We start from the raw sequence: 16,259 nt of genomic DNA on the forward strand, positions 1-16,259 counted from the left end.
ATCAATTAAAATATTTCCATGTGGCATACTTTGCCTGCAGCTCTTCTTCCGTCACGACGATCGGATCAAGTCCGATTGTTTGTTCATATCCGACATCCAAAAGCTGTGATGCCCACAGATCACGTTCCAATACATCAGAAGCACCGAGTAAGATCACGGCGATATTTTTACCGCCCCGTTCCGATGCAACCATCGTCGTCACTCCCGCATCTCCGGTATTGCCGATTTTAATCCCATATGTTTTCGGGTACACATCCAGAAGTCCGTTCCAGTTATAGAGATCAAACTGTTTATGCTGTTCATTTTCAGCTAAAAATTCATAGTCCTTAGCTACGATTTCCCGAATAAGAGGGTAATTATTCATTGCATAGTGTGCCAGAAGTGCAAGATCATGTGCGGTACTATAATGATTCGGGTCATCAAATCCCTGCGTGTTTGCAAAGCGGGTATTTTCCATTCCGATAAATGCCGCTTTACTGTTCATAGCATCGATAAAAACATCTTCTCCGTATTTTGCATCAATTCCTTCTTTGATAACCTCAGTTGCGTCGTTTGCGGAGGTGAGAAGCGAAGCATGAAGAAGTTCATCCAATGTCATGGTCTCTCCGGCAACAACCCCTATTTTGGTAGGTTCAATATCAGCTGCATTTTGAGAAACGATAAATGATTCGTCAGGTGAAGCAAGATCCAAAGCAATAACGGCCGTCATTACCTTCGTGATGGATGCAATCGAGTGAGGGATATCCCCGTCTTTTTCGGCGATAATTTCTCCGGTATCAAGATCGACAACTGTGTAGGCATTTGCATTGTCATAATCAGCAGCTGCGACAGCCTGAGGAATCAGAGAGGTATTCTTTTTCAGTTTGAAGGAATTGACTTTCTGTTCAAGTTTCGGTCTCAAGGTATCGAATACTGAAACTGTTTCATGCGTTTCATTTTGAAAAACAGTCGGTTGAAATCCAGCAAGAGATATCAGTTTCATAACGACGACGGCGATCATACCGAAAATAAAGGGACGATAATTTAGTTTAAGAAAACTTTCCTGATCAACGTTGAAAGAAAGTTTGATATTAGAGAAGTTCATAGATTGGTTTTTCTAAAATTCTAATGTCGGCAATTTTATTGCCGAATTTGGCCTCAATGAGGTCCCAAGTTTCGCGGTTGTTTCCTTCATATCCCAGTGCCCAGATGCCGACTCCCAAAAGCTGCTTATCTTTTGCAAGATCGTACTTGGCACCCATAGACCGCACGTCATCGATAAACATCATGCGCCATGTGCCGCTTGCTTCGTTGTAATAGGCTTTCCAGGAGACTTTTCCCAGAGAGTCCCAGCCGCTCATATCCGCAGCCGTGTTCTTGACATCATCATATGTTGCGATTTTCCCGCGTCTCCCGTACCAGTATGAATACACCGTCTCCGCTTTAAAGTTCGGTTCATAGACTTCGAAGTTCAGACCGTACCACGGTGTCCCCAGAATGAGTTTATCTGCTGGCATGACTGCAAGGAAGTCATCAACTGCCGTAGAAATGTCATACCAGTATTCTCCTTCTTTGTGACCTCCCAAAGGAGCGGTCGGCATAGCGACATCAGAGGATGTGATTGCGAAATCATAGCCCATCATGAACAATCCATCAGTGACTCGGGCCACATCGCCGATATCCTGTACTTTCGGGTACTTCGCACCTGATGCATATACGGAAACCGTCACCTGCGAAGAAGCAACTTCCTTATGCATAGCACGGGTCATTCTGTCAGCAAAAATGGTAAACCGATCCCGATAATGATCCCCGGCATCTCCGTCATACTCAATGTCAATATTTATCCCGTCAATACCGCGCTGTTCCACCAGGCGCACTGATTGAGAAATCGCTCTCTCCTGGGCTTCATCATCGTCCAGAAATGCTTCAATCCCGGTATTGTTCATAAGAGTCAGGGTCAGCACAACACGGGTACCGTTGTCATGTGCCTTTTTGAAAATCCGGGTGGCTTCTTCGCTGATAAACGACTGATAACCGGCATCGTCTTTGATAAGGTTTCCTTCCGGAGACAGCTTCACATCAAAGTATGCAAGAGTTGTGAGTGTGTCGAAGTCAATGTTGTCCGCATTGTGGAAATTCCAAAACGGTAGGAATCCGAACACTTCATAATGAGTATTTTTCAGCTCATCATCCGATAATGAATGAAGGGGAAAAATAGACGAAGCAATGGGAGAAATAACATTCTTCTGTATCGGCTGGAAGAAAATGGCAAACATAAATATCGCCCATGCTACTCCGAGTCCGATATAGTTCATGCTTTCAGATATTTTGTTTTTCATAAAGAAAAAAAATTAACAATCACTCATTCATTTACAAATTTCAAAACTTCTCCCACTTCATAACGATAAGAAAACTTGAGTGGGTTTTTTAGTTCCAAAGATTTGGCAAAAAGTAAATGAAAGATGCAAGCAGATTGTTTTTAAAAGTGTGAGTCAAAAATATACCAACCCTTTCAAAAGATGTCAATGTTCTATGAAGATCATGTAAAAATACTGTAAGCGGATTGACAGGCCGCTATGGACTTCATGTTTGCTTTCATCTTTTTTTATTGTTCAAAAAATTCTTACATGCTTTAAATATGCTGTTATAATAGTCTTAATCAAAAAATATTCGAAAATTGCCGGTAGCATAAATACTTCTTACATATGTATAAAAAAGTAATACAGCTTTACAAGCCCGTCGGAAAGACTCCACTGGACATGATAAGGCTTTTGAGACGTCATTATCCTCAATGGAGAGACACTGCTCTGGGATATGCAGGAAGACTTGATCCGATGGCGGAAGGGTTGCTTCTCATTCTTGCAGATGACGAAAATAATAAAAGAAAAACATATGAGCGGCTCGAAAAAGAATACGAATTTGAAGTACTGTTCGGAATAACGACGGATACGTATGATCCTTTGGGCATTGTCCAATCATTTGAGGAAATACCCTCCAATATTGAAGAAGCTTTCAGGAAATATGCACCGGCTATAATCGGCAAACACGTGCAGCCCTATCCCCCTTATTCGTCAGCCCGGGTCAACGGTAAACCTCTTTTTTACTGGGCACGACTGAATAAACTGCAAGACATTCGTATCCCTGAAAAAATAATTGAGATTTCGGATTTTCAGATTAAGAATATAAAATACCTTCAATTGAAAGACATATACAACCGCATTATGGAACGAATTGATCTTGTTCACGGAGACTTCAGACAGGAAGAAATCACAAAAACATGGAACAAAGCATATGCAGAGTATGCTGAGAAACAATGTATGATTGCTGCATGCCGTATCGTTTGTTCAAGCGGCACCTATGTCAGGTCACTTGCGCATCTCATAGGGAAAAATCTCGGCACGGGTGCTTTGGCACTCTCAATCAAGCGGACCCGTATAGGAAATTTTGAGTTGGGTGATGCCTTGAAACTCACATGAAAAGGTACAGGATCACACTCATAGCAAGTATAGACACCAGTTGGAAACCGCTGTCAATGACAGACAGCCTAAAAGGTTTCATCTGATACATATTGTTCAGAAAAACGGTCGGCATCATGAATCCGAACCAGAGAATACCGCCGAAAAGAAGAGCCTGAGAATAGGAACTGACTTCATACTGCGGCATAAGCAAAGCGAGTATTCCGGCATTTATAAGAGCAAGAAGAGCTCCGCCTGCCATTAGAAATATCATCTGATCTTTTTTCATCTTGTCCGGTCCCGCCCCTGTCAGCTTCATCCATGGCTTTCCCAGGACAGCCGGTGAATAATAGATTGTCCCCAATATAAGATTGGCAAGTACTGCCAGTAAAACTCCTCCGAGTATCATACAGGTAATAATGAATTTCTAATACAAACTATAGAAAGGATACTATATTCCCGTTCTTATATGGGTTCAATAAGACTGGGAAGAGTGAGAGGACAGGATACACCGAGGCAGATTCTGCGTTTGAAAACAACCTGTTCCAGTGTCCAGACAATAGCCAAAACTACGACCATCATGATAAGTCCTATTATGGCTGACTGGATTTTTTCACGGGCTGCCGTTACGGCATCTTTGTCCCCGCCTGATGTCACCCACGCAAAAGCACCGATAAGCATGTAGAAGAGTGCCGCAAGTCCTGCTATGACAAAAAATATTCGGATAGCAAAAGTCAGCAAATCCGAAAGAGTCGGGATGGCAAAGCCGAGTTCACTTGTGTCTACCATTAAGCCCTGTACTTCCGGTACAGCCGTGGGAGAAACCGCAAGTGTGATGACGGGTGAAGTCTGCACGGGAGTTTGGGTGATATCTGCAATCGGAATAACTGCCTCAGAATATTCCTGTGCTTCAGAATCCTGCATAGTAACCACCAGACTGTCATCACGGTATATCATCCCGCTGACCGGATTGGATACTGTCGGAGCCCATGCGCTTGGCTCGCCCGACGGAAGGAAAAATGCAGCGAGGTAGCTTTGCCTTCTTCCGTCTATCTCAGTAAATTCACCGCCTACATACAGTAGATTATCCTGTATAACAATTGATCTTACCGGTCCGTTCAGAGACGGTGACCAGGCATTTAAGGCAGAGGTATCAAGATTGAATGATGCAATATATGACCGCTCTGCACCGGCAAAAGATGTAAAGGCTCCCCCTACAAACAGAGCATTATTGTATCTTTCAACAGCATATACCGGCGCATTTACTTCTATCGAAGGTTCAAGAACGGCATTTGTATTGCGGTCTACCACAACGAAATACGGATGAGCTTCTCCGTTTATTTCCGCAAACTCTCCTGCCAGAAATAGGTATTGATTATATACCTCGATATCATGTATTTTCCCGTTAAATAAAGGATTCCAGGGAAGCAGTGATTGGGTTTCAAGATCTATCAACGCAATATTGTTCCGTGAGATAGCAGAACTGCCTGATAATTTTACCTGAGTGAAATTACCGACAAGATACATGACTTTATCATAAGTAAGCTGCTTCGAAATTGTCCCGTTGACTTCAATTTGTATCACTTCCTGAGATGGTTGCGAAGTTTGAGCCACAACATCTCCTGCACCGTAGGTCGACATGGGTATTGATAATGAAACCGAAATTAAAAATCCCAGAAGAAGAAGTTTTATGCAAATGGATTGCATACAGTTTTGAAATGAGTGACAAATGTGCATGCTTGATTATACCATTCTATATATATTTATATCTTTCTCGCTCTTTTTCGCATACAAATATATCAAGGCTGGCGCGGCTATATTGTTTTTAAATAAAGAAAGCCCCGCAATATCTGCTTGCATCTATTGATATACACGGGGCTCTTTTCATCCTTTGTCATCCAATATAGAGGATAGATCAAGGACTATCTGCAGTATATCCGCGGTTTTTATGTAGGATATGAGAATTCTGTATAAAGACTGTAAGAACAACCCATTCCTTCTTACAGGCTTCTCACTACACTTTGACGTCGCCTTGTGGAACGAATCATACACTTAGCTCATATCATTTTTTTGAAGATAGATATATTAGTAGTTTCATGAGATGAAAGAAGGTGAAATGCACATATGAATATATTACTCTGGCTACTACTCGGACTCGTCGCCGGATGGCTCGCATCTGTCATTATGGGAAGTAATTCTCAGCAGGGAATGCTTATGGATATCGTCCTTGGCATTGTGGGTGCGTTTGTCGGAGGATTCCTGATGAATCTTTTCGGCGCAACCGGTGTTGACGGATTCAATCTTTACAGTCTGTTTGTCGCAACACTCGGAGCCATTGCTCTTATCTGGCTCGGCCGTGTATTCAGAACAAACACCGCATAACCTGAACGACATAAAAAACCCCTCCGTTTCGGCGGGGTTTTTTTATGGCAATAATTTATACTATAGCTATGAACTATAGTCGCACATACGGAGGAGTGATCTGGACCAATCATGCACTGGAAAGACTGAAAGGACGGAAAATCCCGCAGGAAATTGCCTGGAAAGCGTTTCGGTTTCCGGAAGAGACCAGAAAGGGAAAGGCTCCCGGAAGTCTTGAGTTTGTGAAGCTTCTTGATATTTATACCGTGACAGTTATAGCAAAAAAAAATGACCGCCGGGAATGGATCATTGTTTCGTGTTGGATAGATCCTCCGTTACCGGGGTCTGTAGATCTTGAAAAAAAAGAGAAGAAGGTATCGACCTTTTCATGGATTATTTCAGTTTTCAGGCGGGCTTTTTTCGGCAATAAATCAAAAAAAACATCTCAGTCTTCCTGAGCTCTTTTTCGTTGATGTCTTTCGGGCAGCATCTGGTAAAACCCTACTACCCTGTATGTAATTTTTTTCATATTCATATTAGACCTCACGGAAGTTATATGCAGGTAAGCATTCAGTGATAATTCCGTAAAGAAACCTACTCATGTACCGATAATACTTCACGGATCCTCACAAGCAGCCCGGCTTCGTCTTCCGTTTCTGATATTGTTTCCGCAGATTCAAACGGTAAGGTAAAGTAGAAGCGTGATCCTTTCCCTTCTATGCTTTCAACCCACATACGGCCTCCATGCTGTCTCACAATCTCACGTGATATGTAGAGGCCCAATCCTGAGCCTGATATTGAGTTCCTATCCTTTTCTTCAAGTGCCCGGTAAAACGGTCTAAACACTTTTTCCAGTTTTTCCTGAGGTATCCCCTTTCCTTTATCTTCCACCGTCACAAGCACCATATTTGCGATCGTTCTCATCTGCACGGAAATGTCAGTCCCCGTATCAGAATATTTGATGGCATTCGTCAGTAAATTAGTCAGTACCTGTCCGATTCTCACCTTATCCGCAAAGACCGTGACGTGCTTACTGCTTAGAATTTTAATTCTGTTTTTCAGATTCAGTTCTGTATCCTGCACAATGGTTTCAATAAGCTCCAATAAATCAAACTCATCCCGCTTCATATCAAGCTTTCCCATTTTCAGTTTCGAAAGGTCAAACATGCTGGTGATCATTGAGGTCATGGTCCCTATTTTATTGCTGAGTTTCTGACTGTATTCATGCAGTTCGCTCTGCGAAGTCTGTTTCAGTTTTTTTTCGAGGATTGAACTGTATCCTTGGATACTTGTTATATAATTTTTCAGCTCATGACTGACTGAGCTCAACAATAACTCCAGTCGTTCTTCCTGGTGCTTGTGTTCGGAGATATCATCAAAAATAATCACCGCTCCGACAACCTCACCGCGGGAATTACGGAGAGGAGCGATAGAATCATCTATCGTTACAACTTGTGTGTCTTTTGAAATGAGATCTGCGGCCTGTGCAAAAAGCGACCGCTTCCCTTCCTGTATTGTGCGGCGAACTGCTTTTTTGAAACCGTCGGAGAGCGTCTTTTCCTGAAAATTCATAACTTCCTCAATAGGTTTTTTGCGGGCATCTCGATAATGCCAGCCGGTAAACTTCTGTGCCGTTGCATTCATATATGTGATTCTGCATTTCCGATCAGTGGCGATTACCGCCTCACCGATACTCGAAAGAATTGTCTGAAACTTTTTTCTGTGATGCCGCTCATAACTATGCGCCCGCTGCAGGATATACACAAAGAAATTTAATATCACGCCCTGAACGAAATATTCCGTCATTGTCATCAGGGTTTCGGCCTCAAAAGAGAACGGCTTTTCAGTCGGATGCAGAATCTGTCCCACAACAAAAATCGCAACAATCAAAGTCGAGATTCCTGCAAAATAATCCTTGTACATTGTCACCAGGATGCTGATGACCGTTGCAATCATGAATGAAGTCCTGACGCTCTCTGCATTGTCTGAATCAAGAGGAAGGAGAAGGAGACTCACAATAGTCAGAAATACAAATAGGTACATGAGTAGTTTTTTCATCTATTTATATTATAGCCCCTGAAAAGGCCAAATCTCATATTTTACCCATTTCTTTCCAAACTCTTACTTCACTACCCTCAGTTATAATGTAGAGTAGTTAAGTCCGTTATCATTTAGTTTCATTATCTATGTCTTATCAACTGCCTGACCTACCATACGATTTTAGTGCTCTCGAACCGCATATCGATTCCCGTACCATGGAAATTCATCACGGGAAACACCATGCCGCATATGTAGCAAAGCTCAATGCCGTGGTTGAGAAATATCCGGAATTGCAGGGAAAAGAACTTATCGATCTTATGAAAGATTTCGAATCTCTTTCTATTTCGGAAGCCGATAAAACAGCCTTCCGCAACAACGGAGGAGGACATCTCAATCATTCTCTCTTCTGGGAAATCATGGGACCGGAAAAAGAAATTGATGAGGGACTGACAGAACGGATCAAGTCAACATTCGGCTCAGTTGATTCCTTTAAGGAAGAATTCTCAAATGCCGCAGCAAACAGATTCGGCAGCGGATGGGCCTGGCTTGTCGATTCAAACGGAGAACTGAAAATCTACTCAACACCCAATCAGGACTCCCCATACATGCAGGGAGATACACCGATTATCGGTCTTGACGTATGGGAACACGCATACTATCTCAAATATCAGAATCTGAGACCCGACTATATCAAAGCTTGGTGGAATGTCTTGAAGGTTTTGGAATAAAAGAAAATTTCTATCGATTTAGGTGGCAAAGATATTGTTTTCTTGTGCGACTGGGAGGTGCGCAGTCCGCTAGGTTTCGGACGAGCAGGCCCATTAGAGCACAAAAAACAGTATCAAGCCGCCTATGAAAACTCACCTTATCTCATCAAAACCGCCCGCATCGGAGCCCCGTCGAGTTCATCAAACTTCAACGGAAGTGCAGAAAGAAAATATTCTCCCGGCTCTATACCCTGTAAATCCACGCCTTCAATAATCGGTATATTTTTTGAGAGAAGTTCCGTATGTGGTCTGTTATCCGTTGATCCTTTTTGCTTGATCGAAAAATAATCAATGGCAACCATCCGAACACCAACCTCAGCAAGATATGCCGCTCCTTCCGGAGAAAGAAAAATAAAATCGGAAAAAAACGGTTCCCTGAGCCGGCCTGAATTTGCAGTCTTAAGAAGAATGCGCTCACCTTTTTGAATACCTGATTGTTCCAAAGTCTTTCTGCTGATTTCAACATCATCCTGTGTACAATCAATCACGCGGGCATCCCCTACAAAACAAAAAAGGTCATACACACCGACACCTTCCCCCTCGGCAAACACATGTTTCGGAGCATCGACATGAGTGCCTGTGTGGGATCCCATTGTGAGTTTGCTTATCGTGGAAGCACTGGTTTCACTTTTCAGTTCCTCAATGATGACAGAAGGATTCCCCGGATACACGGTTGTTTTTGTTGTAAGCGGGACTGAAATATCAATAATTTCTGTATATTGCATAGTAGTTTATAACTGATAAGAATTTAGAGTGTCGCAGTTCTATTTCTTCACTGCATGACCGCCGAACTGACCTCTCAATGCCGAAACGACCTGTCCCGTATAGCTTGGTTTCTTTTCGGAATCCAGTCTGAACTGGTATGATTCAGCTATCACCGGAACTTCTTCACCCAAATCCTTTGCAGTCTCAACGGTCCACTTTCCCTCACCGCTGTGACTGATTGATCCCGAAATCGTTTTCAGATCTTCACCCCACTCCGTATACGCTTTATGGAGCCATCCGACAAGCCGTGATTCGATCACGCTTCCCGTATTGTAAATCCGCGCGACTTCCGTCAGATCCAGATTGAACTGTGACTTTTTCATCACGTTAAAACCTTCTCCTATTGCCTGCATCATCCCGTATTCAATCCCGTTATGGACCATTTTGACAAAATGACCGGCACCGACACCCGCAAAATGAGCATACCCGTCTTTGATTGAGACATCTTTATACAACTCTTCCATTTTCCGAAATTGTTCTGCTGAACCTCCGACCATGAGACAGGCACCGTTTCGTGCGCCTGACGGGCCGCCCGAAACTCCGACATCAATATATTGAATACCTTTTTCTGACAATTTTTCAGCGCGGGGAGCGTCTTCTTTATAAAATGAATTTCCTGCCTCAACAACCGTATCTCCTTTGTCCAAAAACTCCGAAAGACCCTGATTACCGAAGAGTGCTTCTTCAATCGGGGCGCCTGCAGGAAGCATGAGCCAGACAACACGGGGAGTTGACTCGAATTTTGAAATCATTTCCTGATAACTATATGATGCTATCATGCCGAGTTGTGCGGCCTCGTCTACCTTTGCCGGAGTGCGGTTTGTCACAATCACCCTCCACCCTTTTTCATGCAATTGTTTTGCAATACCCATTCCCATTTTCCCCAGTCCGACTATTCCGATTTCTTTTTTCATAATGAAACACGATGTAGGCGGTAGGTGACAGCTTGCAGCAATCTTATATTCCGTAAATAGATGGCGTTTACAGCCTACTGCCTACTCACTACAAGCGATTCTCAATAACGGTTCCTTTTTTATATGTAATAAGCCCTGGTTCTCCTGTCGACTGCCACGCCGTGACAATCGGCTCAATAAATTCCCACTCACTCATGATTTCCTCCGTTGATACAAAAAGCGTTTGATCTCCGCGCACGATATCGTAAAGCAACGCTTCATAGTCGTCTACAAATTCTTCGTCCATATACGCATCGTGATAGTTAAATCCGAGAGAATGTTCTTTGACATCGTAGGTAAATCCCGGTTTCTTTGCGATGAAATTCATGGTAATTTTTTCTTCCGGACGAAGATGATAATGGAGCGTATTTTTTTGCGTTCCCGGAACGGAATACAGACAGAACGGCGATTCTTTAAAGGTCACAACCACTTCAGTCAAATCGCTTCCCTGCGCTTTCCCTGATTCCAGATAAATCGGAACTCCTTCAAAATTTTTCTTGTTTGAAAACGCCTTGATTTTAAAATACGTTTCGGTATTTGACTGAGGAGATACTCCTTTTACTTCATGATATCCTTCAAACTGTCCCCGAATTGTCTGGTTTTTTACGTCTTCTTCTTGCATAATCTGCAGGGACGCTAAAGCCTCACTTCGTTTCTTTTTTACTTCATTGGGGTCAAGAGATGAAGGCGGATCCATCAAAAAGAGACCCAGTAACTGAAGCATATGATTTTGACCGACATCGCGAAGTGTCCCGACCTTGTCATAGAAATCACCTCTGCTCCTGACAGATACCTTTTCCAGAAGCCGCACTTCGATTTTTTCAATATAGTCTTTGTTCCAGGCAGGAGTAAGGAAAGAATTGCTGAAGCGGAATACCAGGATATTCTTGACGGTTTCTTTTGCGAGATAGTGGTCCACCCGGTATATCTGTTCCTCTTTAAAAAGCTCCCCCAGCTGGCGATCAAGCCGTATCGCCGTTTTGCGATCCGTTCCGAACGGCTTTTCCAGAATCACCCGGGTCCATCCTTCCTCAGGGCTGCAGGGTTTGGTAAGTCCCGATGTGTGCAGATGAGTCACAATGTCAGAGTAGGCATTGGGAGGAACAGCCAAATAAAATAATTTATTGGAACATATTTGCCATTCTCCGTCTACAAGCCCGAGCATCTCCGCCAAATGATTGTAAGCATCGGGACTGAAAAAATCACCTCCTACATAATAAAAAGACTCTAAAAATGTGTCGTATAAATCCGGCTGCGCATATTCACCCTTTTCCATTATTCCTTTGAGATACTCTCTCAAACGTACATCATCATAGTCCCGTCTTGAAAAGCCGTAAACGCGGAACCGTTCCGGGAGTTTCTTTTTCCTGTACAAATGATACAGCGCTTTGAGTATTTTTTTTCGGACTAAATCACCGGTTATACCGAAGATGACAAAGATTGTAGGCAGGGCAAATTTTGACGGAAGAACAGGTGTATGCTCCATAGGATTATAGCAATATAAGTAACTATCAGCGTTCCATCTCAACCTCAATGACCCGTTTCAGGATCGCAAGGGAGGACGCATAGGTAGCCTCAACTCCTTCATAACCGAGGTTTCTGGTTCCGAGTGTGATCGCTTTCGTGAACGGCGTATCCGATGCATAGTGGATGATCCCGATATCTATCGGGGCGTTGAGCATAGTCACCGTTGTATTTTTGGGATATCGGTCGAAATGAGTCGTCTCGTATAAAGCGCTCAGATAAGGACCGTCCTCCATCTCGACTATCGTGTAATCTTCAATGAAGTACTGTTGAATCGCCTCTTCGGGATGGAGGAATGTGCCTTTCGTAGATACGACTTTCTGATTGGTCAGGACACTTCCCGCACGAAATTCCGTGAAGTAGTCTTTTGTAAAGGCATTATTAAAAATGAACGTATTGTCACTGTACGTATCATATACTTTTGTCGGTAGTCCGATATCACCCAAGTTTGCATGCAAAAATGAGGCTTTCCCCAAAATATATACACCGCGAAGATCATTGACGTTGTGGAGAATCGTTGAGAGTACCATATAGGCTCCTGAGCCGAGAGGATAATCTATGTTGAGGACCAGTGCTTCGGAATCGTCAAATTTCCCTTGAGCAATCCCCAGTTTTTTAGCCAAGCCTGTTTTCCCGACATCTTTCAGTGAAAATACCTGCGCATTGATATCGAGATAATGTTTCGCATCAATAAAATCAATACCCAATTCGCGTTCGTAAGCTTCCCGTTTTTCTCGAATTTCCGGATGCTCCCTTTCATACTTTTTCAGTATGTACCAGAGAAAATTTTCTTTCGAACCGGGATGCTCTCCTTTCTCGATCTGTTTCCAGTATGAGAGAAACCGCTCGGATTTATGTTCCTCAAGATATCCGATCAGCTCCTTTTCAATGCCTATGACCCAACCGGTGAGATTGTTTACGATGCTGTGAGTGTTTGATGAGACAAAATACAAAGGCTTATTCCTCAGTTCCTTATACCGCGTATGTTCAATAATATTTTCGAACCATCTCTGTGCTGCTTTTTTATAGTCGACATAATTACCCCGAAGCAGTCTTACGTTAAAATGAACTTCCTTTTCTTTGATGTTTTGGAGCTTTTCAAACATTTCTTTATCCCAGATTCGAGCCAGACGTTCCCAGTTTTCATCATCAATTTCAAGAACATCCTGAATCTCTTTTTTGTTCTTTGCGGAAATTTCTTTAGCATTTTTCAACCTGCTATGGAGTTTGTTCCACTCGATTTCATATGCCGTGAGAAGACCTACCATGTCATCCAGATCAGTCACGGAGTTGATGAACACGGCAAGCTGGGACTCTCCGTCATAGTACATCTTGCGGCGGCGTGCCGGTGCATGAACTTCCTGCCAGAACTCTATTTTGTATCCTTCCCGCACAAAGATATCACCTATCTGTGCCATAACGATTTTGGAAATCTCGGATATATGAGGCGGCAAACGAAGATACGCATACATAAAAGCCTCAACATCGATTTTCTCCTGATCGGCGAATTTATGGATAGAAGGCCTCATGTTCTGATACAGCCGTACTACCTGTTCTATATTCATTTCTCCTTCTGCACGTAAGAATGATCTGTACGCATTGATATATATCGTGGTTGGGGAATGTTCTTGATCCATAACTGTACACATTTTAGCAGAAGTACGGATATTCTGAATGCAAGAAATGATTGACATACGACTCCGGCTTTTTTATACTCTAAAACGGTATAAAATTTACATCATACTGCCAATGTTTTTTCAATAAAGGGAGATATACAAAGAGGAGTGCTCCCGGCCTCACAAGATCAATCGGAACTGTCTTATCACAACGACCCTTTGAAGTGGTCGTTTTTTTATAAGTTACCCTGACAATATGTTACCTGCATTCCTTATCACTTTTCGCGAAGTCATTGAAGCGACGTTGATCGTTGCCACGATTCTCGGCATTTTATACAAACTCAACCATACAAAAAGTATTAAAACCGTCTGGTATGCAACAGGTATTGCCGCTTTAACAAGCGCTTTACTGCTTCTCGGCGGCAGCATTCTCGGCGTAAAAATGCAGGAGCTTTATACAGGGAGAGTAGAGGAACTTATCGAAGGTATCTTCATGGTGACTTCAGCAATTTTTATCACATGGGCTGTCTTTTTCCTCCATTCATATTTCGGAAAATACAAAGTACAACTATTACAGAAAGTGAAGAAAACTCTGGAAACGCAGGAACAGAAGGGAATATTTGTACTCGTTTTTACGGCCGTATTCCGTGAAGGATTTGAAATTGTACTATTTCTTTCGACAATCTACTTTTCTTCCGATCCGGCACATATTTTTACAGGGTTTGCGTCGGGTATTATTGCCGGACTTATTGTTTCATATCTGTTTTTCAATGCGACGGTGAAGATGCCGATTTATTATGCGTTTCGGGTGACAAGCGCTCTCCTGATCTTGTTTGCTGCAGGACTCTTATCACGCGGGATCCATGAGTTTGCCGAAGCAGGACTGCTCCCCGAGATAGGAAATGTGATATTTCATATAGTTCCTGCAAAGGGAACATTTGTGGGAGACATGATAAAAGCAGTTTTCGGGATCACTCAGTCAATGGATTATGTGCAGGTCAGCCTCTATTTGATGTATACCGCCGCTATGACGTGGTTTGTATTTTTCAGGAAAAGCACTGCTGAGGAAACCTAAACGGCTTTCTGTGTGTTACCGGCAACTGCGACATATATCAGTGATGCGGTCTCTGCCACGGCAAAAAATCCGATGAGGAATGTCCATATCCCTATGTCCTGAAATGCCACATGGAGAAACAGCAGCCAGACAATGAAGTAGACCATTGAGTGAATCCGTCTCCACCAGGGGCCGAGCTTGCTGACGCTGAGATCATTTGACGTGATAAAAACCGGTGCCAGAGTATACAGTGCAGCTACACCCATAAACTCAAAAAGAGGAGGCGGAACGATAAGGGGAGCTCCGCCGAAAAGAATCGGCAACAGTCGTATGGAAGAGTAGTGGAGGAATGCCAGAGAAAACATCGTAATTCCCAAATGACGTCTGATGACCATCAGAAAACTTGTCATCATGTTTCTAATGCCAAAACGACGTAAGATACCCGGAGTAATGACGGCACAAAAAGTGATAAGAGCAATCTGACCGCTCATTATTCCCACTTCATACACGGCGGCACGATTGACATTCTGTGATGTCCAGTAGGCAAAAAGTATCCACAAGCCCATAAGGAATGCATACAGCATGTAAAATCCGCGGAGAATGTCCTGTTTGTGATGAATTCCCTGGCGGAAAAATCGGGTTAAGATCGACTGTTTGTTTTCCATACCATATAATACAATATTCACACCACCCGGACCCCGACTAGAAATTCGATACACCTATGATAAAAGCATTTTATAAACCGAAAGGAATATCCTCATATGACTTGATACGGAAGCTGAAATCAAAATATTCCGGTCAGAAAATCGGTCACGGAGGAACGCTCGATCCGCTTGCGGAAGGAGTACTTGTGATCGGTATCGGGCGGGAAGGAACCCGAAACTTGCACAACGTCCTGAAAGGGACGGATAAAGTATATGAAGCCACAATAGAGCTGGGAAAAGTATCGGAAACTGACGATGAAGAAGGACCGGTTGTCACTACCGGCCCACAGGAAAAACCGACTAAAGAAAAACTTCTCAGTGCGCTGGAATCGTTTAGAGGAGAAACCGATCAGACACCGCCGCGGTACTCAGCTATTAAAATTGACGGAGTTCCGGCATACAAGCGGGCCAGAAAAGGCGAGGAGTTCATTTTGCCCAGTAAAAAAGTCACCGTAACCGATCTTACGCTTCTCACCTATCGATTTCCGATTTTTACGGTGCGGATGACGGTCACTTCAGGTTTTTATGTCAGATCGTTTGCACGGGATCTGGGAGAGAAACTGGGAACAGGAGCCTACCTAAAATCGCTTGTCCGCACAGCTGTCGGTGACTACACCATCGATAAGGCAGAACATCTGGAATAATCTTACATTATATTGATACTGCAATCCGAAATTAGTATTGTAATGACTATCTTTTCAGAGTATAGTGAATGTATAGGTAATGTGTCTTGTTACCAATTCATGACTTGAAAGGTGGTGAGGCCAACATGCCAGTAAAGAAAGCAAAAAAAGCTGTCAAGAAAACCGCTAAGAAAAAGGTAGCAGCTAAAAAGAAAACAGTGAAGAAAACCGTCAAGAAAGCAGCTAAAAAGAAAACAACCAAGAAAAAAACAGCAAAAAAATAATCTCTTTTTGAAAAGATCACAGTCAATGACCGCGGTGGTATGCTGTGATCTTTTTTTTCCTTCATTCACACCAAAGGTCATAGTGATAACCCTTAAAGGGAATGAAGGAATCTCCGAAGAAGATTCCTTCATGG

At 43.0% G+C, this 16,259-nt stretch carries 17 protein-coding genes; 7 read left to right on the forward strand and 10 right to left on the reverse strand.

From position 1 onward, the window contains the following. Position 1: 1 nt before the first annotated feature. Positions 2-1,084 carry a D-alanyl-D-alanine carboxypeptidase gene (locus IPM65_01665; protein QQS44286.1) on the reverse strand — a complete coding sequence of 361 codons (1,083 nt, stop codon included), beginning with the start codon at positions 1,082-1,084 and terminating at the stop codon, positions 2-4. Next, positions 1,071-2,318, reverse strand: a complete 1,248-nt coding sequence (locus IPM65_01670; GenBank protein ID QQS44287.1) for a hypothetical protein — start codon at positions 2,316-2,318, stop codon at positions 1,071-1,073. The genes IPM65_01665 and IPM65_01670 overlap by 14 nt, the downstream gene beginning before the upstream one ends. Positions 2,319-2,684: 366 nt before the next feature. Between IPM65_01670 and IPM65_01675 the strand changes: the two genes are divergently transcribed. After that, positions 2,685-3,455, forward strand: a complete 771-nt coding sequence (locus IPM65_01675) for a hypothetical protein (GenBank protein QQS44288.1) — start codon at positions 2,685-2,687, stop codon at positions 3,453-3,455. Here IPM65_01675 and IPM65_01680 read toward each other — a convergent pair. Next, on the reverse strand, positions 3,448-3,843 hold the full coding sequence (locus IPM65_01680) for a DUF1761 domain-containing protein (GenBank protein ID QQS44289.1): 396 nt from the start codon (positions 3,841-3,843) through the stop codon (positions 3,448-3,450). The genes IPM65_01675 and IPM65_01680 overlap by 8 nt on opposite strands. Before the next feature lie 56 nt (positions 3,844-3,899). Continuing rightward, complete coding sequence (locus IPM65_01685) at positions 3,900-5,141, reverse strand: hypothetical protein (protein ID QQS44290.1); 1,242 nt, start codon at positions 5,139-5,141, stop codon at positions 3,900-3,902. A gap of 417 nt (positions 5,142-5,558) precedes the next feature. Between IPM65_01685 and IPM65_01690 the strand changes: the two genes are divergently transcribed. Both IPM65_01690 and IPM65_01695 read left to right on the forward strand, forming a co-directional pair. Next, positions 5,559-5,816 carry a GlsB/YeaQ/YmgE family stress response membrane protein gene (locus IPM65_01690; GenBank protein ID QQS44291.1) on the forward strand — a complete coding sequence of 86 codons (258 nt, stop codon included), beginning with the start codon at positions 5,559-5,561 and terminating at the stop codon, positions 5,814-5,816. A gap of 44 nt (positions 5,817-5,860) precedes the next feature. Then, a complete protein-coding gene (locus IPM65_01695; GenBank protein ID QQS44292.1) occupies positions 5,861-6,253 on the forward strand; it encodes a hypothetical protein in 393 nt (130 codons plus the stop codon). Between the two features lie 136 nt (positions 6,254-6,389). On the opposite strand, the gene IPM65_01700 is transcribed toward IPM65_01695, so the two are convergent. Further along, positions 6,390-7,853 carry a PAS domain S-box protein gene (locus tag IPM65_01700; protein QQS44293.1) on the reverse strand — a complete coding sequence of 488 codons (1,464 nt, stop codon included), beginning with the start codon at positions 7,851-7,853 and terminating at the stop codon, positions 6,390-6,392. Positions 7,854-7,981: 128 nt separating this feature from the next. Here IPM65_01700 and IPM65_01705 point away from each other — a divergent pair, with 128 nt between their 5' ends. After that, on the forward strand, positions 7,982-8,563 hold the full coding sequence (locus tag IPM65_01705; protein QQS44294.1) for a superoxide dismutase: 582 nt from the start codon (positions 7,982-7,984) through the stop codon (positions 8,561-8,563). Between the two features lie 137 nt (positions 8,564-8,700). Here IPM65_01705 and IPM65_01710 read toward each other — a convergent pair whose 3' ends face one another. The 4 genes from IPM65_01710 to IPM65_01725 all read right to left on the reverse strand — a co-directional run bounded on the left by IPM65_01710 (position 8,701) and on the right by IPM65_01725 (position 13,481). Then, the gene (locus IPM65_01710) at positions 8,701-9,327 is read right to left on the reverse strand and encodes a cyclase family protein (GenBank protein ID QQS44295.1); all 627 of its coding nucleotides are present in this window, start codon (positions 9,325-9,327) and stop codon (positions 8,701-8,703) included. Between the two features lie 39 nt (positions 9,328-9,366). After that, positions 9,367-10,281 (reverse strand): decarboxylating 6-phosphogluconate dehydrogenase, encoded by a 915-nt coding sequence (gene gnd, locus IPM65_01715; GenBank protein ID QQS44296.1) that lies wholly within the window; start codon positions 10,279-10,281, stop codon positions 9,367-9,369. An 88-nt stretch (positions 10,282-10,369) separates the two neighbouring features. Continuing rightward, positions 10,370-11,806 carry a glucose-6-phosphate dehydrogenase gene (zwf, locus tag IPM65_01720; GenBank protein ID QQS44297.1) on the reverse strand — a complete coding sequence of 479 codons (1,437 nt, stop codon included), beginning with the start codon at positions 11,804-11,806 and terminating at the stop codon, positions 10,370-10,372. Positions 11,807-11,831: 25 nt separating this feature from the next. Next, positions 11,832-13,481, reverse strand: coding sequence for a hypothetical protein (locus IPM65_01725; GenBank protein QQS44298.1), 1,650 nt, complete (start codon positions 13,479-13,481; stop codon positions 11,832-11,834). Positions 13,482-13,716: 235 nt separating this feature from the next. On the opposite strand from IPM65_01725, the gene IPM65_01730 reads away from it, so the two are divergent. Beyond that, complete coding sequence (locus tag IPM65_01730; GenBank protein QQS44299.1) at positions 13,717-14,535, forward strand: FTR1 family protein; 819 nt, start codon at positions 13,717-13,719, stop codon at positions 14,533-14,535. Here the strand turns inward: IPM65_01730 and IPM65_01735 are convergent. Then, on the reverse strand, positions 14,532-15,179 hold the full coding sequence (locus IPM65_01735; GenBank protein ID QQS44300.1) for a ferric reductase-like transmembrane domain-containing protein: 648 nt from the start codon (positions 15,177-15,179) through the stop codon (positions 14,532-14,534). The two genes, IPM65_01730 and IPM65_01735, sit on opposite strands and share 4 nt — an antisense overlap. 56 nt (positions 15,180-15,235) lie before the next feature. On the opposite strand from IPM65_01735, the gene truB reads away from it, so the two are divergent. Then, positions 15,236-15,862, forward strand: a complete 627-nt coding sequence (truB, locus tag IPM65_01740; protein ID QQS44301.1) for a tRNA pseudouridine(55) synthase TruB — start codon at positions 15,236-15,238, stop codon at positions 15,860-15,862. 125 nt (positions 15,863-15,987) lie between these two features. Then, positions 15,988-16,125, forward strand: coding sequence for a hypothetical protein (locus IPM65_01745; GenBank protein ID QQS44302.1), 138 nt, complete (start codon positions 15,988-15,990; stop codon positions 16,123-16,125). Positions 16,126-16,259: the final 134 nt, after the last annotated feature.

Source organism: Candidatus Roizmanbacteria bacterium (assembly GCA_016700135.1).
Classification (GTDB): domain Bacteria; phylum Patescibacteriota; class Microgenomatia; order UBA1406; family GWC2-37-13; genus UBA1450.

Coding starts and splice junctions, on each gene's coding strand:
- IPM65_01665 (QQS44286.1), bottom strand. CDS start 1,084: ATGAACTTCTCTAATATCAAACTTTCTTTCAACGTTGATCAGGAAAGT.
- IPM65_01670 (QQS44287.1), bottom strand. CDS start 2,318: ATGAAAAACAAAATATCTGAAAGCATGAACTATATCGGACTCGGAGTA.
- IPM65_01675 (QQS44288.1), top strand. CDS start 2,685: ATGTATAAAAAAGTAATACAGCTTTACAAGCCCGTCGGAAAGACTCCA.
- IPM65_01680 (QQS44289.1), bottom strand. CDS start 3,843: ATGATACTCGGAGGAGTTTTACTGGCAGTACTTGCCAATCTTATATTG.
- IPM65_01685 (QQS44290.1), bottom strand. CDS start 5,141: ATGCAATCCATTTGCATAAAACTTCTTCTTCTGGGATTTTTAATTTCG.
- IPM65_01690 (QQS44291.1), top strand. CDS start 5,559: ATGAATATATTACTCTGGCTACTACTCGGACTCGTCGCCGGATGGCTC.
- IPM65_01695 (QQS44292.1), top strand. CDS start 5,861: ATGGCAATAATTTATACTATAGCTATGAACTATAGTCGCACATACGGA.
- IPM65_01700 (QQS44293.1), bottom strand. CDS start 7,853: ATGAAAAAACTACTCATGTACCTATTTGTATTTCTGACTATTGTGAGT.
- IPM65_01705 (QQS44294.1), top strand. CDS start 7,982: ATGTCTTATCAACTGCCTGACCTACCATACGATTTTAGTGCTCTCGAA.
- IPM65_01710 (QQS44295.1), bottom strand. CDS start 9,327: ATGCAATATACAGAAATTATTGATATTTCAGTCCCGCTTACAACAAAA.
- gnd (QQS44296.1), bottom strand. CDS start 10,281: ATGAAAAAAGAAATCGGAATAGTCGGACTGGGGAAAATGGGAATGGGT.
- zwf (QQS44297.1), bottom strand. CDS start 11,806: ATGGAGCATACACCTGTTCTTCCGTCAAAATTTGCCCTGCCTACAATC.
- IPM65_01725 (QQS44298.1), bottom strand. CDS start 13,481: ATGGATCAAGAACATTCCCCAACCACGATATATATCAATGCGTACAGA.
- IPM65_01730 (QQS44299.1), top strand. CDS start 13,717: ATGTTACCTGCATTCCTTATCACTTTTCGCGAAGTCATTGAAGCGACG.
- IPM65_01735 (QQS44300.1), bottom strand. CDS start 15,179: ATGGAAAACAAACAGTCGATCTTAACCCGATTTTTCCGCCAGGGAATT.
- truB (QQS44301.1), top strand. CDS start 15,236: ATGATAAAAGCATTTTATAAACCGAAAGGAATATCCTCATATGACTTG.
- IPM65_01745 (QQS44302.1), top strand. CDS start 15,988: ATGCCAGTAAAGAAAGCAAAAAAAGCTGTCAAGAAAACCGCTAAGAAA.